The 17,734-nt window shown below is 67.5% G+C and carries 18 protein-coding genes; 9 read left to right on the forward strand and 9 right to left on the reverse strand.

From position 1 onward, the window contains the following. Positions 1-127: 127 nt before the first annotated feature. The 3 genes from BXA00_RS23935 (at position 128) to BXA00_RS23945 (ending at position 3,301) form a co-directional block, all read left to right on the forward strand. On the forward strand, positions 128-862 hold the full coding sequence (locus BXA00_RS23935; RefSeq protein WP_083714327.1) for a helix-turn-helix domain-containing protein: 735 nt from the start codon (positions 128-130) through the stop codon (positions 860-862). 150 nt (positions 863-1,012) lie between these two features. Beyond that, positions 1,013-1,426 (forward strand): hypothetical protein, encoded by a 414-nt coding sequence (locus tag BXA00_RS23940; RefSeq protein WP_076520877.1) that lies wholly within the window; start codon positions 1,013-1,015, stop codon positions 1,424-1,426. A gap of 81 nt (positions 1,427-1,507) precedes the next feature. After that, positions 1,508-3,301, forward strand: a complete 1,794-nt coding sequence (locus tag BXA00_RS23945; RefSeq protein WP_076520878.1) for an alpha/beta hydrolase — start codon at positions 1,508-1,510, stop codon at positions 3,299-3,301. A 30-nt stretch (positions 3,302-3,331) separates the two neighbouring features. Here the strand turns inward: BXA00_RS23945 and BXA00_RS23950 are convergent, their stop codons facing one another. The 5 genes from BXA00_RS23950 to BXA00_RS23970 are packed head-to-tail and all read right to left on the reverse strand — an operon-like array spanning position 3,332 to position 7,529. Beyond that, positions 3,332-3,952, reverse strand: coding sequence for a tetratricopeptide repeat protein (locus BXA00_RS23950; RefSeq protein WP_197685603.1), 621 nt, complete (start codon positions 3,950-3,952; stop codon positions 3,332-3,334). A 35-nt stretch (positions 3,953-3,987) separates the two neighbouring features. Next, positions 3,988-4,803, reverse strand: a complete 816-nt coding sequence (locus BXA00_RS23955) for an SDR family oxidoreductase (RefSeq protein ID WP_076520880.1) — start codon at positions 4,801-4,803, stop codon at positions 3,988-3,990. Beyond that, the gene (locus tag BXA00_RS23960; protein WP_076520881.1) at positions 4,800-5,471 is read right to left on the reverse strand and encodes a TenA family transcriptional regulator; all 672 of its coding nucleotides are present in this window, start codon (positions 5,469-5,471) and stop codon (positions 4,800-4,802) included. Before BXA00_RS23960 ends, BXA00_RS23955 begins: the two co-directional genes overlap by 4 nt. 7 nt (positions 5,472-5,478) lie before the next feature. After that, a complete protein-coding gene (locus tag BXA00_RS23965; protein WP_076520882.1) occupies positions 5,479-6,972 on the reverse strand; it encodes an AMP-binding protein in 1,494 nt (497 codons plus the stop codon). Then, complete coding sequence (locus BXA00_RS23970) at positions 6,969-7,529, reverse strand: thermostable hemolysin (protein ID WP_231952147.1); 561 nt, start codon at positions 7,527-7,529, stop codon at positions 6,969-6,971. Before BXA00_RS23970 ends, BXA00_RS23965 begins: the two co-directional genes overlap by 4 nt. Before the next feature lie 195 nt (positions 7,530-7,724). Here BXA00_RS23970 and BXA00_RS23975 point away from each other — a divergent pair, with 195 nt between their 5' ends. Both BXA00_RS23975 and BXA00_RS23980 read left to right on the forward strand, forming a co-directional pair. Beyond that, entirely contained in the window at positions 7,725-8,396 is a 672-nt protein-coding gene (locus BXA00_RS23975; RefSeq protein WP_076520884.1) for a response regulator, read from the forward strand. Then, positions 8,393-9,757 (forward strand): ATP-binding protein, encoded by a 1,365-nt coding sequence (locus BXA00_RS23980; RefSeq protein WP_076520885.1) that lies wholly within the window; start codon positions 8,393-8,395, stop codon positions 9,755-9,757. The genes BXA00_RS23975 and BXA00_RS23980 overlap by 4 nt, the downstream gene beginning before the upstream one ends. Before the next feature lie 33 nt (positions 9,758-9,790). Here BXA00_RS23980 and BXA00_RS23985 read toward each other — a convergent pair whose 3' ends face one another. Further along, positions 9,791-11,113 (reverse strand): tetratricopeptide repeat protein, encoded by a 1,323-nt coding sequence (locus BXA00_RS23985; protein ID WP_076520886.1) that lies wholly within the window; start codon positions 11,111-11,113, stop codon positions 9,791-9,793. A 192-nt stretch (positions 11,114-11,305) separates the two neighbouring features. On the opposite strand from BXA00_RS23985, the gene BXA00_RS23990 reads away from it, so the two are divergent. Continuing rightward, on the forward strand, positions 11,306-12,241 hold the full coding sequence (locus BXA00_RS23990; RefSeq protein WP_076520887.1) for an SMP-30/gluconolactonase/LRE family protein: 936 nt from the start codon (positions 11,306-11,308) through the stop codon (positions 12,239-12,241). 60 nt (positions 12,242-12,301) lie between these two features. Here BXA00_RS23990 and BXA00_RS23995 read toward each other — a convergent pair whose 3' ends face one another. Beyond that, positions 12,302-12,787: a DUF6644 family protein gene (locus BXA00_RS23995; protein ID WP_076520888.1), complete on the reverse strand. Its 486-nt coding sequence runs from the start codon at positions 12,785-12,787 to the stop codon at positions 12,302-12,304. An 18-nt stretch (positions 12,788-12,805) separates the two neighbouring features. After that, positions 12,806-13,192: a DUF6152 family protein gene (locus BXA00_RS24000; protein ID WP_076520889.1), complete on the reverse strand. Its 387-nt coding sequence runs from the start codon at positions 13,190-13,192 to the stop codon at positions 12,806-12,808. 402 nt (positions 13,193-13,594) lie between these two features. Here BXA00_RS24000 and BXA00_RS24005 point away from each other — a divergent pair, with 402 nt between their 5' ends. The 3 genes from BXA00_RS24005 to BXA00_RS24015 all read left to right on the forward strand — a co-directional run bounded on the left by BXA00_RS24005 (position 13,595) and on the right by BXA00_RS24015 (position 16,412). Further along, positions 13,595-14,947 (forward strand): APC family permease, encoded by a 1,353-nt coding sequence (locus tag BXA00_RS24005; RefSeq protein ID WP_076520890.1) that lies wholly within the window; start codon positions 13,595-13,597, stop codon positions 14,945-14,947. A 43-nt stretch (positions 14,948-14,990) separates the two neighbouring features. Then, positions 14,991-15,866 carry a cyclopropane-fatty-acyl-phospholipid synthase family protein gene (locus tag BXA00_RS24010; protein WP_156902857.1) on the forward strand — a complete coding sequence of 292 codons (876 nt, stop codon included), beginning with the start codon at positions 14,991-14,993 and terminating at the stop codon, positions 15,864-15,866. An 81-nt stretch (positions 15,867-15,947) separates the two neighbouring features. Beyond that, entirely contained in the window at positions 15,948-16,412 is a 465-nt protein-coding gene (locus BXA00_RS24015) for an Rrf2 family transcriptional regulator (protein ID WP_076520891.1), read from the forward strand. 6 nt (positions 16,413-16,418) lie between these two features. Here BXA00_RS24015 and BXA00_RS24020 read toward each other — a convergent pair whose 3' ends face one another. Continuing rightward, on the reverse strand, positions 16,419-17,726 hold the full coding sequence (locus BXA00_RS24020) for a type II toxin-antitoxin system HipA family toxin (RefSeq protein ID WP_231952148.1): 1,308 nt from the start codon (positions 17,724-17,726) through the stop codon (positions 16,419-16,421). Positions 17,727-17,734: the final 8 nt, after the last annotated feature.

The raw sequence follows: 17,734 nt of genomic DNA on the forward strand, positions 1-17,734 counted from the left end.
AAACTGGCGATCCGCGCTGATAGCCGGGCCTGAGCGTGCATCCGATACTACGTTCAGCCAGGCACGAATGGAGGGTTCCTGGCATCAGGCGGGATATCTCCATCATCCAACCCAGTGAGGTGCGGCCATGGACACACCCCTTGTTTTCTCCGGTTCCCGGACGTGGCGGGGGACCCTGCCCTCCGGCTGCGAACGATGCGCCCTGGCACGCCTGTGCCACGCGGCCGCCGACGGCCTGTCGACCGCGCCGGTCTCCGCGATACGCTGCCGGCGGCTGGTCCGGCGGGGAGAATCCGTGTTCCGGGCCGGCGATGCGCTGCAGAACCTGTATGAGCTGCGGTCGGGTTCCGTCAAGGTGCGCGTCACCAACCGGGCCGGGCTGGAGCAGATCACGGGGTTCCCCTCGGCGGGCGCGCTGCTGGGCCTGGACGCCGTGGAAACCGGCACGCACCGTTGCGACGCCATCGCGCTGGAAGACTCGACGGTCTGCATTCTGCCTTTCGGCGACGTGCTGGCGAAGTGCCGCGACGACTTTGTCTTCGCCCAGCAGTTCCACCGGCTCATCGCCCACGACATCGACCAATACCGCAGGCTGCTGCTGACCCTGGGCTGCATGAAGACCGAAGAGCGCGTCGCCGACTTCCTGATCGGCATGTCCGATCAGATGTCGGCCAATGGCTATTCCCCGCACGTCTTCACCTTGAAGATGACGCGCGAAGACATCGCCAACCATCTGGGCATGAAGGTCGAAACCGTCTGCCGCGTGCTGGGCCGTCTGCAGGAAGCTTCGCTGGTCAACGTCCGCAGAAGGCAACTGGAGATCCGGAACGTCGAAGCCCTTCGGCAGATGAGCTGCGGCTGAGCAAACCGCCCCGCAGCGCGCAGGCCATCCCTGCGGAAGTTGAGTTTGGTCAACATCCCGGCGGCTGGACGACCTAACCTGACTGGATAACGCCTATCGGCGATGCGCATCGTTCGGTAGAACGGCCCGATCGACCTGGAGGATGGTTCCATGCAACCCGACTACGAGCCCTATGTGGCGCTATACAAGTACGGCCTTCATTCCGCGATGGCCGCGGCAACCGGCTACTTCGAATTCGCGCGGCAACTGCGCGCCCTGCAATTGAAGACCGACAAGGAAATGCTGGCGTTTGCGCAGGAAGCCAACGCCGAAATCGACGCCGCGACCTCGTTCGCGGCGGTCTGCGCCCTGCAGCAGAAATTCATGACCGATCTGATGAACCGCGAGTTCGGCTATTTGCGCGAAGTCGAGAAAATCACGCGCGAGGCCTCGACCACGACCGCCGCCGCGCTGCGCGACAGCAAGAATCCATGGCAGGAGCGCATGTCGCAGATCGCGGAAAGCACCGCGAAGTTCCTGGCGGACGGCAACGCCAGAAGCGCGATGGCGCGCGCCAGCCATTGATGCCGGCCAACTCCCCCGCCAGCCGACGACGCCCGCCCGCCAGTGAAGTTTTCCAACGACGTTCTCCAATGACGTTCTCCTGTGAAGCCGGCCTTTGACGTGTGGCTGCCCCGCGAAGCCGGGCAGCCCATTGCCTGCGCGAATGCCGCGCCGGGGGCCGAAAGCTCCCTGGCGGCGCTGGACTATTTCAGGGCCGCCTTTCTTGCGCAACTGACGGGCGGCATCTCGCCGAACGCCGTTGCGCTCGCGTTGTCCGACTGGCTGCTCCATCTGCACGCGGCCCCTGGCCGGCAACTGGAACTGGCCTTGAAATGGCAGGATGCCGTCCAGGAACTGGCCACGCATGCCGCGCTGCTGATGTCCGGGCGCCCGCCCGCGTGCCCGGACGCGCCGTCCGACCGCCGCTGCGCCACGCCCGCCTGGCAAACCGAACCCTTCCAGTTGTGGCAGCATGGCTTTCGGGAAGTCCGGCAGTGGTGGGCCGACGCGACCTGCGGCGTCCCCGGCGTCTCCTCCCATCACACCGACCTCGTTTCGTTCTGCGCCCGCCAATGGTGCGACCTGTTCGCGCCTGCAAACTTTCCCTGGTCGAACCCGGAGGTCTTGGAACGCACGGCTGCCGAGCACGGCCTGAACCTGCTGGCCGGCATGGGCCATCTTGCGGACGATCTTGCGCGCAAGGCCTGGGGCCTGCCGGAACACGGGCTGGAGGACTTCAAGGTCGGCGTCAATGTCGCGGTAACGCCCGGCGCGGTGGTGTTTCGCAACCACCTGATCGAACTCATCCAGTATGCGCCGTCCACCAACGAGGTGCGCCCCGAACCCATCCTGATCACGCCGGCCTGGATCATGAAGTACTACGTGCTGGATCTGTCGCCCGGCAATTCCCTGATCCGGTATCTGGTGGCGCAAGGCTTCACGGTCTTCTGCATTTCCTGGCGCAACGTCAGCGCGCGGGACCGGGATCTGTCCCTGGAAGACTACCGCCGGCTGGGCTTCATGGCGGCGCTGGATGCGGTGAACCGCTGCGTACCCGGCCAACGGGTGCATGCGGTGGGCTATTGCCTGGGCGGCACGCTCTTGTCGATCGCGGCGGCGGCCATGGCCAACCAGGCCGACGACCGCCTGGCGACGATCACGTTGCTGGCCGCGCAGACCGACTTCAGCGAGCCGGGCGGGCTGGGCCTGTACATCGACGCCAGCGAGGTCCACTTCCTGGAAAGCGTCATGTGGGCGCAGGGCTATCTGTCGGCCGACCAGATGGCGGCCGCCTTCCAGTCCCTGCGGCCCATCGAGGACGTGGCGGGCCGCGCGGTGCGCACCTATCTCCTCGGCGAGCGCGCCCACCCCACGGACCTGGTCGCCTGGAACGCGGATTCGACGCACATGCCCTACAGAATGCACGCCGAGTACCTGCGCAAGCTGTTCCTGGAGAACGAGCTGGCCGCCGGCTGCTACGAGGTCGACGGCCGCACGATCGCCCTGCGCAACATCCGCACGCCCATATTCGCCCTGGGCACGGTCAATGATCACATTGCGCCGTGGCGTTCCGTGTTCAAGCTCCACTACCTGACCGATGCCGACATCCGCTTCGTCCTGACCAGCGGCGGCCACAATGCCGGCGTGGTCAGCGAACCGGGGCATCCCGGACGCTGGCACCGGCTGTGCCCGCGGCCGAAGAACGGACTGCGCGCCGGGCCCGATGACTGGCTGGCCGCGACGACCTTGTGCGGCGGATCATGGTGGCCGACGTGGGTGGAATGGCTGGCCCACCGATCGGGAGCGCCCCGCCCCGCCAATCCGAGGCTGGGCGAGCCGGACGCCGATTCGGACGCGCTGATGGCTGCCCCGGGCAGCTACGTCCGCCAGGGCTGACCGCCCGAGGCGGCGCGTCGCATCGACGGCCTACCTGGCCTGGTCCAGCAGGGCCCGCGCTTCGGCCCTGCGGCCCTCATCGGCCGTTTCCCGGCCCGGTCGCGGCGGCGCCTTCAAGGCCTTTTCCAGATAGGGGATCGCCTCGGCCTTGCGATTCCGGTACATCAGGTAGTCGGCATAGAAGTAATTGGCGTCGATGCCGTCCGGATTCACGGCCAGGGCCTGTTTCAGCAGCGCCTCGGCCTTCTTGTTGTCGCCAAACCCCACCGGCCAGCCGGGCACCTTGTAGTACAGGACGCCCAGGCTGTTCAGCGCGGATCCGCCCAGGGCCTTGCTGTCGATCGCAATGGCGGTTTCGTATTCGGCCTTGGCCTGCTTGGCCAGGCCAAGCGCTCCAAGCCCGCCCTTGGCGCCTGCCCAGGAGCTGAGGACGATGCCCTCCCAGATGTGCGGTTCCGCACGCCCGGAGAATTGGGCAGTCAGTTCGTGCGCCTGCTTCGATAGCGCTTCGAAGCGCGCGGCGCGCTTGTCTGCGGGGACGGCGTACTGGATCGTGGCCCAGTCCGTCTGCAGCGCCCGGATTCCCTCGTCGAGATCGGGCGCGGGCGAGGCGGCGCCGGCGGAAAATGAGATCGCCAGGCTGGCGAGCATGCCCGCAAGGCCTTGGCGTGCAAGGGTGTTCTGGATCATGAAGAGGCTCCGGAAGGAAATTTCGAGGACGTCAGCGCCCGGCGGTGCTTGGCAAACGCCCCGTCAAGCCATTCGGGGCATATGCCGTTGAGGCGGGCGGCAATCGCCTCCAGCGTGCCCGCATACCGCTGGCGCGACTCGCTTTGCAGCATGCGCGCCACGCAGCGGGCCACGGCTTGCGGCGAGTCGCTGGCCGAACCGGTCGCGCTGTTGAACGCCTGCACCTGCGGCGTGTTGAAGCTGGTGTCGATGGCGCGCGGCGCGTAGTACTGGACGCGGATCGCGGAATCGGCAAGTTCGCGGCGCAACGCTTCGGTGTAGAGGCGCAACGCCGCCTTGCTCGCGCCGTAGACCGCAAATCCGGGGACACCCAGGCTGCCCAATGTCGAGCCGATGTTCAGTATCTGCGCCCGTTCGCGGCTGTGCAGAAGCGGCAACATGCCGGCGGTCAACAACATCGGCGCCACGATGTTGGTCTCGGCGATGCGGCGCGCCACCTCGGGATTCAGGTCTTGCGCGGGGCCAAACGCAGAAATGGCCGCGTTGTTGATCAGGACATTGACCCGCCGGGCCGCGGCGGCGTCGATGATCGCGCGCCGGCCCTCGTCGGTGGTCACGTCCACGACCAGGGCATCCACGCGAGACCGGTCCCCCGCGCCGCCATTCAATGCCCGGGCCAGCGACAGCAAGGGGCCGGGCGTGCGGCCGACCAGCAGCAGGCGGGCGCCCTCCTCGAACAGCCGCTGGGCGATGGCGCTGCCCAGGCCGCCGGCGGCCCCGGTCAGCACGACGGAAGCATCCCTGGGGCTCATGCGGCCTCCTCTTGCGGCTGGGCGCGCGGCAAGGCGCGGAAAATCGCGCCGTACAGGCGATAGAACATGTTGGCGGCGTGAATGACGGCGGACTGGTCTTCGGCGCTGTCCAGCCGGTTCATCAACTCGGCGAAGTGCGCCGTGTGCGCCTGGTCCAGGGTGCCGTGCGAGCGCAGGTAGCTGAACGCCGAGGCAGGCAACCCCAGGGCGCGCTGGATCTGGTCGGCCGCGTTCAGCGCGAGCGTCACGCTGGTGCCCTCCAGCACGTGCACCATGCCGAAGAATCCGACGGGATTGCGCCGCGAGATCGTGTCGTAGGCGTAGGCCACCATGACTTCCGTCTGGGGACCGGGCCCGGCGCGGCGGACGGCATCGGGGTCGTCGCCCAGCGCGCGCAGGTCGTTCAGGATCCAGGCGTCGTGCCCGGTTTCCTCTTCGATGTATTCATCGATCTCCGCCCGCATCCAGGCCAGGCGCTCGGGAATCCGCGCCCGGCAGGCATGCATCAACGGCACGGTGTGGCTGACATGGTGATAGGCCTCGCGCAGGAACGCGGCATAGGCGGGCAAGGTGACCTTGCCCTGCAGGCAGTCCTGGATGATGGGTATCGTCACCAGCGACTCGCGGCTCTGCCGTGTGCCGTCCAGCAATTGTTCGAAAAAGGTCATGTCGTCTCTACAGGATGGGTTGCGCGGCTTTCCGCGGAAAAAGTTGATCTGCGTGCAAGGCGGAAATGGCGTCGCGGCGCGGGCGTCCATTCGCCGTGGACAGGCCGCTCGCCACCGTGAACTCGTCCCGCGCCAGCATCCAGGGACCGATGCGCGCGTAGTCAGGCAGCGCGCCGTTCGTGCGTTCGATGGCCGCGTGCAGCTGCGCCTCGCCGAAGCCGGGCTGCGGCCAGATCACGGCGCCCAGTTCGGCCTGGCCCTCGCCCAACACCACGGCCTGCGCAATGCAAGCCTGGCTCGTCAGCAGGACTTCTATCCACTCCGGCGACACGTTGCGGCCAAAGCCGGTGATCAGCAGGTTCTTCTTGCGCCCCTGGACGTGCAGGAAGCCCGCGTCGTCCAGGCGGCCCAGGTCGCCGGTCGGCAGCCAGCGAGGAAGCGCCGTGTCATGTCCGAGGTAGCCGAGCGCGGGGCTGCCGGCGACCTCGATTTCGCCATCGGGCGCGATCCGCACTTGCGCGTGCGGCAAGGGGCGGCCAGCGGAGCCCGGGCTATCGTCGCCCGGCAGGTTCAGGGTCTGCACCGAACAGGCCTCGGACAGGCCATACCCTTCATACGCCGGCAGCCCCTGTGCGCGGGCAGCGGCCAACAGTTCGCGCCCCACCGCCGCACCGCCCACCGCCAACAGCCGCAGACCGCTCGGCGCGCGAGCGTCCGTTGTGCGCAGCCATCCGGTATATGCCCTGAGCATCTGGGGCAGGACGATGGCGCTTTGCGCGTCGGACGCGCCCAGCGCGGCGTGGAACATGGCGGGGTCAAAACGCGACGACCCTTGCAGTCCGATCCGGGCCAAGGGCTGCGTGATCATTGCCGCGCCTTCGATCAGGGCGGCATAGACCCCCGCGATGTTTTCCAGCAGGACAGGCAGCGGCAAGGCGGTGAGATGACGGCGCACGTTCAGCGGGCGGGTGGCCGCCGCCAGACCGCTGGCGACGCCGAGCATTTCCTCGGCGCCCAGGCATACGCCCTTGGGCGCGCCCGTCGAACCGGACGTGAAGGTGATCTTTACCGTACGGTCCGGCAACGTCACCGCGTCCGCCGGACGATGGAACAACGACGGGCTGTCCGGCCGCCCGCTGTTCGCCTCGAAACCCCGTTCGCGCAGGATGGGCGCCAGGGAGTCCGGTCCCGCAACGACGTCCGCGCCCGCGGCATCGATCGTGGCAATCCATTGCGCCGGCGTGAAGAACAAGGGCAGCGGCACGTGCACGATTCCCAGTTGCAGGCACGCAAGATCAAGAATGATCCAGTCTGCGCCGTTATCCATGACCGAGGCCAGGACACGGGCCGGGCGCGCCGGGCGAGCCGCGAGGCGTTCCGCGCACGCATCCACCTTGCGCGCCAGGTCCGCGTAGCTCAAGGATTGCGACGCGTCCTGCACCGCAAGGCGGCCCGACCTGCCGGGTTCGCGCAGGAGAGACAGAAATTCCTGCGCGTTCATGCCTCGATCTCCTGGAACCGTTCGACGATGGTGTGCAGGCGGCCGGCAAAGACCTGGGGCGCGTGCGCATAGTAGCTGCCCCAGTCGCTGCGCGTTTTCTCGTCCAGGTGATGCGCCGTGGCCGCCGAGATGGGTTGATGGGCCAAGCCCATCCGGGCGAAAAGATGGTGCAGCTCTCGGGTCAAGGTGCTGACTGCCCAGCTATACCCTTGCTGATGCAGGTGGCGCGCCAGCAGCGGGACAAGCAGCCTGCCCGCTCCCGGCCGCACTGCGGCGAACTGGCCCGCCTCGACGATAAGGCGGCGCGCGACCGGCGCATCCTCATCGCGCAGATACTGCTCGATGGGCGCGGCAAGGTATCGCTCCAAAAACAGCGGCGTTTCGGCGCCCCGGTAGCCGGCGGCGGCGATGATTTCCCCATTGGTCTGCACGCTGACCAGCGTGGGCAGCCATTCGTTCAGCCTGGCGCCAAACCGTTCCTGGTAACGCTGGCGGATGTAGGATTCCACCTCTGCGCGCAAGGGGTCGCCGGGTGCGTGGATATGCAGGGTCGACACGGGGGACGGCATCCGCAATGGACTCGCCAGTCGTGTTGGGGGGAGCGAACACTTTGTCAACGGCATGCTGGCGTCCATCTGCTCGGGTTGGTTCATGATGGGGCGCAGCTTAGGCAAGGAACCTTAATGAGAAATTAACGGTCCGGCGGTGCTAATCTGCGTCGAACCTGCCTCAAACGTGTCGCAAAGCTTCACATGCGTATTCTCATCATCGAAGACGACCCCCTGATCGGCGATGGCCTGAAGTCCGGCCTGCGCCTGCTCGGCTATGCCGTCGACTGGTTTGCCAACGGTCGCGATGGCGACCAGGCCATGAACGTGGTGCACTACGATGCGGTCGTGCTGGACCTGGGACTGCCCGGCGAGGACGGCGTCGCCTTGTTGACGCGCTGGCGTAACGCCGGCCGCCACCTTCCGGTCGTCATCCTGACGGCGCGCGAGTCCGTGGACAGCCGCATCGCCGGGCTGGATGCCGGCGCGGATGACTACCTGATCAAGCCCATCACGCTCGATGAATTGGCGGCCCGCCTGCGGGCGGTGACCCGGCGGGTGGCGGGCAAGCCCGAACCGGTGTGGCGCCACGGCGATCTGGAGTACCAGCCTGCCCTGCACGAAGTGCGCTGGAAGGGGCACAAGGTGGACCTCACGACGCGGGAAGCCCTGCTGCTGGAGCTGTTTCTCACGCATCCGAACCGCGTGCTCACGCGCGACTTCATCCGCGACAAACTCTACGATTGGGACGCCGATCTGGAGAGCAACGCGCTGGAGGTGTTTGTGCACCATCTACGCAAGAAAATCCATCCCAAGATCGTGCGCACGGTGCGCGGATCGGGATATGCCCTGGGACAGGTGGACGCCGAGCCATGACGCTGCAACGCAGGCTGATTTTCGCGGTGCTGCTCGCAGCGCCCCTGGCTTGGCTGATCGCCATTGCCGGGACCTACTGGCGGGCCTCCCATGAGATCAACGAACTCTACGACACGGACATGCTGCGGCTGGCGCAGCAGACGATCGCCGTGGCGGCGCTGATCCCGGCGTCGGCCACCTCGGTGCCGGCGCCGGCGCCAGCGCGCTCGCCCGCCTCGGGCGATTCCGGCGACGCGGGCCTGGGCGACCTGTCCGTGGCGATCTGGCGCAACGAAGGCGCCCCCCTGGTGCTGGACCCGGAGGCGCTGCAGTTTCCGCGCGCGGCAGAGCGGGAAGGTTTCGTCGACAGCATCGTCAATGGCGTGCCCTGGCGCCTGGTGTATCTGGACGATCCTTCCGGCCAGACGCGCGTTGCCGTCGGCCAGCGCGTGGGTGAACGCAACGATCTCGTCGTGGCCTATATTGCGAGCCAGATCGTGCCGTGGCTGATTGGCCTGCCCGTGCTGATCGTCCTGCTGATCATCGCCGTCCGGCGGGCGATCAAGCCGGTCCACGACCTTTCGCAACAGCTGGAACGCCGCAGCCCGGACGACGCCTCGCAGCTGGAGATTGCCGACGTGCCCGGCGAGCTGCGGGGGCTGGTCAAGGCGATGAACGGCCTGCTGGCCCGTGTCGCGGCCCTGATCGAGCAGGAGCGCCGCCTCACCGCGGACGCCGCGCACGAATTGCGCACACCGTTGGCCGCCTTGCGGGCGCAATGGGACGTGGTCCAGCGCACCGGCGATCCCGCCCAGGCGCAGCTTGCGCGCACCAGCGTGACGCGCGGCATGGAAAGGCTGGATCGGCTGGTTTCGCAACTGTTGACGATGGCCCGGCTGGATTCCACGAACCACAGCGGCTTTGACCGCTCGGTCGATTGGCGGGCCGTGGCCGAGCAGGCGGTGGGCGATTGCCTCTGGATCGCGGACCGGCGCGACATCGACATCGCCATCGAATGGCCCGAGGCCGGCGTGTTGCCGCTGCCGATGGCCGGCGACGAGACCGCGCTGACGATCATGCTCAAGAACATCCTGGACAACGCGATCCGCTACGGCCCTCGCCATTCACAGGTGCGGCTAAGATTTTCCGCCGCGCAGATCACCGTGGACGATGAAGGCCAGGGCATCGCGCCCGAAATCCTGCCCAGACTGGGAGACCGGTTCCTGCGCGCGGCGGGCAATGAGGAATCGGGCAGCGGCCTGGGCGTGTCGATCGCCCGCCGGATTGCGCGCAATCACGGGATGCTCATCAGGTTTTCCATGCGTGATGCCGCGGACGATTTCGGTCCTGGCCTGCGCGTTTCGATCATGCGCGGCGCGTAGCGCGGCCGCGTCGCAGGCCACGCCGCGATACCGCTACAGCGCCGCAGCGCGCGAGGCAAGCTTGCGGTTGCCCGCGCTGTTGGGTTTGAGCGCCATGCGCTCGGCGGTCAACGCCTTCGCCAGCGAGCGCGCGCCTTCACGCAGGGCTGCCTCGACCAGCGTCAGCGCCAGCACGTCACGCTGGGCGTGGCTGCCGCCGAAACGATGCGCAATGAGGCGCACGTCCCGCAGCAGGTCCACGGTCAGCGCGTAGTCTTCGCGCACGAAGGCCACCAGCGCATGCGCCACCGGCAGTCCCACGTCGCGCGTCATCATGGCGTTGGTGCCCGCTTCCTGCGCGGCGGCTTCCATGGCCTCGATCAATTGCTGCGCCGCGGCCCCGTCGCCCGAACCCAGGTAGGCCATCAGGGCGTGCACATCGTTGAAGGCGTAATACCCCGTCCCGCCGCGCGCCTGCCACACGTCGGCCAACTGGCGCCAGCGCGGGCCGACGTCGACCCCGCGCAGCAACAGCCGCCACAGCATCGCGGACGCGTCGATCAGGTCCAGCACCTGCCCGGTGGACGATTCGCGCAGGCGCTTGTCGTAAAGCGCCAGCACCTCGTCGGTCTCGTCCCGGTCCAGATGAAACAGCGCCAGATGCCACCAGTTGTGGATCGACAGCATGTTGTCGGTGGACCAATCGTCGCGGCGGCCGTTCAGCCAGGCGATGCCCTCGTCCACCCGGCCCTGCATCTCCAGGACATGGGCGACCGCATGCACGGCCCACGGATCGCGGGGGTTCAGGTCCAGCGCGCGGCGACCCTGGGCTTCGGCTTTGTCGTACAGGTTGGTCTCTTCCAGCCCGAAGGCATACATGCCCAGCACATAGCCGAAATCCGGCATGCCCTGGTTCCAGGCGGGCAGGATGCCGGCCACGCGGTCGCGCAGCATGGTGGAACGGCCCAGCAGGAAGTCGCCGATATGGCCGACCTGCAGCGCCAACGTGTCGTGGGGATGGTCGATCAGAATGTCGGCGTAGCGCCGCAGGGAATGCGAGAACTCGCCGTCCAGCCATGCCCGCGCGGCTGCCGTGTGGCGCCGTTCGCGCTCATTGGCGATGTCGTACAGGCCTTCCGCCGCCTCCACGCTTTCGCGCAGCAGCGGCTCGACGCACTTGTCGCTGGCCGTGATCATCATCCCGGCCCGCAACAGGTGGCCCATGACGAACACCGGGTCGTCGGCCAAGGCCTGGTCGATGATGCCCAAGGGGTCGCCGTAGTAGCCATGAAACAGGGTCTGCGCCCGTTCGTAGGCGTCCATGGACGCCTGTTCATCCGTCGAAACGGGATTGCCCCGCACGTCGCTCAGCGCCATGGTGCTCTCCTTGGATGCCGCCCCGCGTAGGGCTCCAAAAATATAAGCATGAACGCGGCCGCCGGGCAAAGCGCAGTCGCGCTAGTGCGCCTGCACCGGATTTGCGCGGCGGCGCAGCGCGGCGCTATGGTTCCAGGGCGCAACACCAAACGGCGATACCCGGGCAGGCAGGCTGCCGTCACAGGAGGTCCTATGTGGGAACCCAGCGAAAGCTACCCCGATCCGGCCATCACGGTGCTGGATCCCCGATTCCAGGATATCCGGATCGGCAACGCCGCCGTCGAACGCCTGACGACGGGAATCCGCTATGGCGAAGGCCCGGTCTGGTTCGGGGACGCCAGGTGCCTGCTCTGGAGCGACATCCCCAACAACCGCATCATGCGGTGGGACGACGAAACCGGCGCGGTGTCCGTGTACCGCAAGCCGTCCGGCTACGCCAACGGCAACACGCGCGACCGCCAGGGCCGGCTCATCAGTTGCGAACATGGCGAGCGCCGCGTGGTGCGCACCGAATACGACGGCACGTTGACGGTGCTGGCTGACCGGTTTGAGGGCAAGCGGCTCAATGCCCCCAATGACGTCATCGTGCGCCGCGACGGGTCGATCTGGTTTTCGGACCCGCTGTTCGGCATTCTCAATAACTATGAGGGCTACCAGGCGCAACCCGAGCTGCCCACGAACGTCTACCGGCTGGACCCGGTCTCGGGGCGGCTGCAGGCCGTGATCCGGGACATCCGCAATCCCAACGGACTTTGCTTTTCGCCGGACGAAAGCCTGCTGTACGTGGTCGACAACGGCTCCGCGCCGAACCGGATCCTGGTTTATGGAGTGCGGGACGATGGCGCGCTGGTCGACGGCCGCGTCTTTGTCCAGGCGCATGGCGACAGCATTCCGGACGGCATACGCTGCGACACGGCGGGCAATGTCTGGGCGGGCTGGGGACCGGGACCGGCCCTGAGCGGGGTGATGGTGTATGCGCCGGACGGCACGGCGATCGGCCGGATCGCCCTGCCCGACCGTTGCGCCAACCTGTGCTTTGGCGGGCCGCGGCGCAATCGACTCTTCATGGTCACGGGGCAATGCCTGTTCGCGCTGTACGTGAATGCGCAGGGCGCAGCGCACTGCTGAACAGCGCGCGAGGCCGGCGCGTCCCTGCCGCCGGCGCCCGGCCAAGGGGCAGGCTGGCCGCTACAGGAATCCGATCCAACGCCCCGCCACCAGGCACCCGAGCCACAGCGCCAGCGAAGCCGCCGCCTGCACACGCAGCGCGCCCGATGGCTGGCGCCCGGCCGCCACGCCGGCCCAGGCCCCGCCCCGCCGCACCAGCCAGGCGTTGGCCGCGCCCGCCGCCAGCAGGCCCATCTTCACCCCGAACGCCGGATTCTGCAGGTAATCGAAGGGCCGCACCGAAAACAGCATGGCGCCCGTCAGCACGGCCAGCGCCAGGCCCGCGGCTGCCGTGCGCGCCAGCACGGGCGCCAGGACGGCCAGCGGTCCGGGCTTGAGGACCCCGAGCAATCGCAGGTCCAGCGGCACGATGGAGCCGATCAGCAGGCCGATGGCGCCGATATGGGCGGCATTGACCAACAGATACAAAGTGCCCGACCGGCGCAGCCACAGCGACGGCGGCACGGATTCGAGCTGTTCGAGCGCGAGCCGCAGCAGTTCTGGCATCGGAACCGGCGCGCGCGCTCAGGGCTTTTTGATGCGGCTGGGATAGATGTCGTAGGTCTTGCCGCCCACCGTCACCTGCACGGCCTTCATGCGCTTGTTGGCGGCGTCCTGGTCGCGGTTGCCCACGGCGGTAATGGCGTCGCCCGGCTTGGCCGATCCCTGGACGAACCCGGCCTCTTTGGTCTGCGAGGGATTGCCGAGTTCGACGGTCCAGAGTCCGTCCTTGGCCCGGACCTTCAGCGAAGGGTGCGGCGGCGCGATCTGTACCTGCTCGACCGTGCCCTCCAGGGTCATCTGTTCGGATTCGGCCCAAGTCCAGCCGTGGTGCGCCATCGCCGAGGGGACGGCCCCGGCCGATGCGCATAGCGCCAGTGCTGCAATGGACGCGCGTGGGGAAAGCTTCATGTCGTGCCTCCTGAAGTTGCGGTCGCCTGCTGTCCTGTCCCGGCCTCGCGCGGACGCGATCGTCGGTCCAAAGAGCATAGCAGTGTGGCGCGGCCAGACAAGGTGCAGGAAACCGCCGCTTTCGGACGCCGGCGGCGATGCGGCGCGCAGGCTCCCCCAGGAAAACCCTGCGGAACTTTCGTCTTTGGGTTACGGTCGTTTTATGTTCAGACAATTGTCAGCATATGCCGATAGTTGCCTCGAATCCTTCGTCGCGCGCCCCCTCCAGGAGAATTGCATGTCACTGCTCCGTCCGCGTCCCCTCGCGAATCCGCCCTCGACCCCGACCGCGCGACCGCCCGACCATTCCCCTTCAGACGGCCTTTCCGTGTGCGCCGGCCCGACTCTCCGGCGCGCACGCTCATGAGCAGTGTTCCCGACACCCTGAACGAACGCGCGCGCGCTGGCCTGTCGGTCATGGACGCGACGGTGGTGCTGGTCGGCGTGGTCGTCGGCATCGGCATCTTCGGCTTTCCTCCCCTGGTGGCGCAGCACGCGGCATCCGAGGCCATTTACATCGGCCTCTGGTGCGCCGGCGGACTGGTCATGCTGGTGGGCGCGCTGTGCTATGCGGAACTGGGCTCGGCCTACCCCGGCGCGGGCGGCGAATACCTGTACCTCACCCGGGCATGGGGCGCGCGCGTGGGCCTGATGTTTGCGTGGGCCCGCTGTTCCGTCATCCAGACCGGCGCCATCGCGGTGGTGGCCTTCATTTACGGCGATTACGCGCAACGGCTGCTGCCGCTGGGGTCGCAGGGACCCGCCGTGCATGCGGCAATCTCCGTCGTCCTGCTGACCGGCCTGAACATGGTCGGCACGCGGTATTCCAAGCGCCTGCAATGGTTCTTTACCGTGCTGACCCTCATCGCCCTGGCCGCGGTGCTGCTTGCCAGCCTCACCGCCTCGGGTGGTGGGTCCGTCGATGCGGCGGCGCCGGCCGCCCCCCTGTCAGGCAATGCGGCCGGCCTGCTGGGAATGGGCATGGTTTTCGTGCTGCTGACGTACGGCGGCTGGAACGAGGCCGCCTACCTCAGCGGCGAGTTGCGCGATCCCGCCCGCAACATGAGCCGGGTGCTGCTGATCGGCACCGCCGTGGTGACCGGCGCGTACGTGCTGACCAACATTGCGCTGCTCGAAATCTTCGGCCTGCAGAAACTGCGCGACACGCCCGCGCTGGGGGCCGAAGTCATGCAACTGGCCGCGGGCCCCTACGCGGCGGCGTTGCTCAGCCTGACCATCTGCGCCACGGCGCTGAGCACGATCAACGGCACCATCATCACGGGCGCGCGGGTGTACTACGCACTGGGCCGCGACGTCCCGCGGCTGCATGCGCTGGCCGGATGGAACGCGCGCAACGAGACCCCGGTCAGCGCGCTGCTGATCCAGGGGCTGATCACGCTGGCGCTGGTGGGCTTGGGCGCATTCAGCGAAAACAGTGTGCAGACCATGGTGGCGTACACCGCGCCGGTGTTCTGGATCTTCATGTTGCTGGTGGCGGCATCCGTGTGGCGCCTGCGCCGCATGGACCCCGACCGCCCGCGGCCGTTCCGGGTGCCGCTCTTTCCGCTGCCCCCGCTGCTGCTCGCGCTGACCTGCGCCGGATTGGTCGTCTCCAGCGCCATGTACGCCGGCGCGGGCGCCCTGATCGGCCTGGTCGTCCTGGCTGCCGGCGTGCCTTTGATGCGCCTGCTCAAGCCCGCCACGGCCGCCGGCTGACACGGTTCATTTCCCCGTCCCCCCCGTCCAAGGAACCCTCACCATGCAACGCTCTCCCCTGCTACCGAAAGCCGCCACACGGGTACCCGCCTCCCGCCTGCAAGCCGCGATGCTGGCGTCGGCATTGGCGTTCACGCTGCTGGGCGCGGCTGCGGCCATGGCCCAGACCACCGCCGCCCCACCCGCCAAGGCGGCTGAACAGAAGGCCTATGTGCCTGACGTGGGCCAGCAGGGCAAAGACGTCATCTGGGTGCCGACGCCCCAGGCTCTCGTCGACAAGATGCTCGACATGGCCAAGGTGACGCCCAAGGACCGGCTGATGGACCTGGGTTCCGGCGACGGCCGCACCGTCATCACCGCGGCCCAGCGCGGGCTGACCGCGCAAGGCATCGAATACAACCCCGACATGGTCGAGCTGTCCCGCGAGAACGCCAAGCGCGCGGGGGTGGCCGACCGCGCCACCTTCGTCGCCGCGGATCTCTTCACCACCGACCTGTCCCAGGCTGACGTGATCACGATGTTCCTGCTGTCGACCATCAACGAAAAGCTGCGGCCGAAGATCCTGGATCTGCGGCCCGGCACGCGGATCGTGTCGAACACCTTCCGCATGGGCGACTGGGAGCCGGATGCCTCGGAGACGTTGACCCAGAATTGCCAGACCTACTGCACGGCCCTGCTCTGGATCGTGCCCGCCAAGGTCCAGGGCAAATGGGACCTGGACGGCCAGACCTTGCAGCTGGAACAGCGCTACCAGATGCTGTCCGGCAAGCTGGGCGCCACGCCGATCACCGACGCGCGGCTCGATGGGACGTCCATCACGTTCACGGCGGACGGCGTGCGCTATGCAGGGGTGGTCAATGGCCGCAACATGACCGGCAACGCGGCGGGCAAGGGGCAATGGCAGGCCAAGCGAATGTAGCCGCCTCGCGGCCCACGTCGGCGCGGGCCGCACGGGCTGCGCCGTTGACCCGCCGCGTCCTCATGCAATAGCATCTGTTGCATGAGAAGAGACAGCAAGCTATCCGGGGTCCTGCACGTCCTGCTGCACATGGCCGAACACGCTGGCCCCATGACGTCGGACGACCTGGGCCGCGTCATGCAGACCAATCCCGTCGTCATCCGCCGCATCATGGCCGGCCTGCGCGAACAAGGCCTGGTCCGTTCCGAAAAGGGCCACGGCGGCGGGTGGTCGATTTCCTGCGATTTCAACGCGGTGACGCTGCGCGACATCTACGACGCGCTCGGTGCGCCGGAGATCTTCGCCATGGGCAACCGCAGCGAATCGCCGGGATGCCTGGTGGAAGAAGCGGTCAACGCCTCGCTGGACGACGCTTTCGTGCAAGCCCAGGCGCTGCTGCTGGACCGTTTTGGCAAGGTGACGCTGGCCGCGCTGAGCCGGGATTTCCACCGGCGCATGTCGGCGCGCGGGCAGGCCTTCGACCCCCAGGCGGCGCACCAGGCCTGAACGCCCCTACCCGCCGGGCTGGCGCCATGCCATCAACGACGCCTCCACGTGGGCGATCTCGTCGTCGGACATGCCCGCCGCTTCGTAATAGCGCCGCCGGTCCCGCACGACGTCGCGCACGCGGTCGATGATGGACTGCGCCGCCGCTTCTGACCGCAGCCCGAAGCGCCTGTACTCCGTCAGGCAATTGGCGAACGTGCTTTCGCGGCCCGCCGCGCCGATGTGCAGATAGTGCTTGGCCGAGCCCTCCTGCGTGACCACGTCGAACAGCGGCGCCAGCCGGTAGGTCTGCGCCGCTTCGTCCTTCAGGAAGCCCACGTTCTTCAGATGATCGTCCGTGTTGTGCACCGCGACGTTCAGGATCATGCGCGCATACAGCTCCAGCAGGTCCTGGACGGGATGGGATGAAATCCGGCGCGCGACGTCCGCCAGGCGCGCATAGGAATACGTGGCCTTGCCGCGCGGACCGTCCAGCTCGCGTTTGCCGATCTGCACGGAGGGGCTGATCAGCGACGCGCCGCTCAGAAAGTGCCGCCGCGCGATGATGGGGTCCGCGCCATGCTCGGCGGGCAGCAATTGCCGGTCGAACCGGTGCGTCAGCAGCACCGCGCCCAGATGCGTCTGCGCCAGGCGGATCTCTGGGACCGACAGGCCGATGGCCTTGGCCATCTGCAGATTGGCGTACTCGACGCGCTGCCGGTCATAGGAATCGCCCTTGCGCGGGAACTTCGCGATCCACATCTCGCCTTCCGCGTCCCGCACGATCGTCTTGGGGCGCGCGCCTCCGATGTCCCACGAGCTTCCCAGGATGTCCCGGTACAGCCCCTTGGGCTTGATGCCCTGGTCGATGTCGGCAAGCAGGTCCGCCAGCGACTCGAGCTGGCTGACTTCGGGCAACCGGTACGTCTTGCGCATGTTGGGCGTCAGTTGCCGGGCGCTGAAAAAAAGCGCGCCCACGCCCATGCCCCGTCCCTTGAGCAGCACCTCGTTTTCGGTCACGCGGGCGCCGGCGTTGTCGATGCGCATCACGTTGCGGCCCCAGGCATCCGGCGCGGCGTCAAAGATGGCGCCCAGGGTTTGATAGCGGCTTTCGGTGCGGAACGTGGTGGTGGCGTCCGAGAGCGGCAGGTTGAGCGGGTCCAGCGAAAATGCGCGCGGATCGTTCACATACGACTGCACGTAGGTGAACTCGGCGAAAAAGTGATTCTCGTCGGTGTCGTCCAGGGTCAGGATGCCCGCCAGCACCGCTTCGCCCCGTATGTCCACGTAAACGAACAGTTCGCTTTCGACGGTTTTGTGTTTTTTGGCAGCCACGATGTGGG

It is taken from the genome of Achromobacter sp. MFA1 R4, from assembly GCF_900156745.1.
Classification (GTDB): Bacteria; Pseudomonadota; Gammaproteobacteria; order Burkholderiales; family Burkholderiaceae_B; genus Achromobacter.

Bases quoted from the DNA above. Each gene is read 5' to 3' on its own strand.
- BXA00_RS23935 (WP_083714327.1), top strand. From the start codon at position 128: ATGGACACACCCCTTGTTTTCTCCGGTTCCCGGACGTGGCGGGGGACC.
- BXA00_RS23940 (WP_076520877.1), top strand. From the start codon at position 1,013: ATGCAACCCGACTACGAGCCCTATGTGGCGCTATACAAGTACGGCCTT.
- BXA00_RS23950 (WP_197685603.1), bottom strand. From the start codon at position 3,952: ATGCTCGCCAGCCTGGCGATCTCATTTTCCGCCGGCGCCGCCTCGCCC.
- BXA00_RS23955 (WP_076520880.1), bottom strand. From the start codon at position 4,803: ATGAGCCCCAGGGATGCTTCCGTCGTGCTGACCGGGGCCGCCGGCGGC.
- BXA00_RS23960 (WP_076520881.1), bottom strand. From the start codon at position 5,471: ATGACCTTTTTCGAACAATTGCTGGACGGCACACGGCAGAGCCGCGAG.
- BXA00_RS23965 (WP_076520882.1), bottom strand. From the start codon at position 6,972: ATGAACGCGCAGGAATTTCTGTCTCTCCTGCGCGAACCCGGCAGGTCG.
- BXA00_RS23975 (WP_076520884.1), top strand. From the start codon at position 7,725: ATGCGTATTCTCATCATCGAAGACGACCCCCTGATCGGCGATGGCCTG.
- BXA00_RS23980 (WP_076520885.1), top strand. From the start codon at position 8,393: ATGACGCTGCAACGCAGGCTGATTTTCGCGGTGCTGCTCGCAGCGCCC.
- BXA00_RS23985 (WP_076520886.1), bottom strand. From the start codon at position 11,113: ATGGCGCTGAGCGACGTGCGGGGCAATCCCGTTTCGACGGATGAACAG.
- BXA00_RS23990 (WP_076520887.1), top strand. From the start codon at position 11,306: ATGTGGGAACCCAGCGAAAGCTACCCCGATCCGGCCATCACGGTGCTG.
- BXA00_RS23995 (WP_076520888.1), bottom strand. From the start codon at position 12,787: ATGCCAGAACTGCTGCGGCTCGCGCTCGAACAGCTCGAATCCGTGCCG.
- BXA00_RS24000 (WP_076520889.1), bottom strand. From the start codon at position 13,192: ATGAAGCTTTCCCCACGCGCGTCCATTGCAGCACTGGCGCTATGCGCA.
- BXA00_RS24005 (WP_076520890.1), top strand. From the start codon at position 13,595: ATGAGCAGTGTTCCCGACACCCTGAACGAACGCGCGCGCGCTGGCCTG.
- BXA00_RS24010 (WP_156902857.1), top strand. From the start codon at position 14,991: ATGCAACGCTCTCCCCTGCTACCGAAAGCCGCCACACGGGTACCCGCC.
- BXA00_RS24015 (WP_076520891.1), top strand. From the start codon at position 15,948: ATGAGAAGAGACAGCAAGCTATCCGGGGTCCTGCACGTCCTGCTGCAC.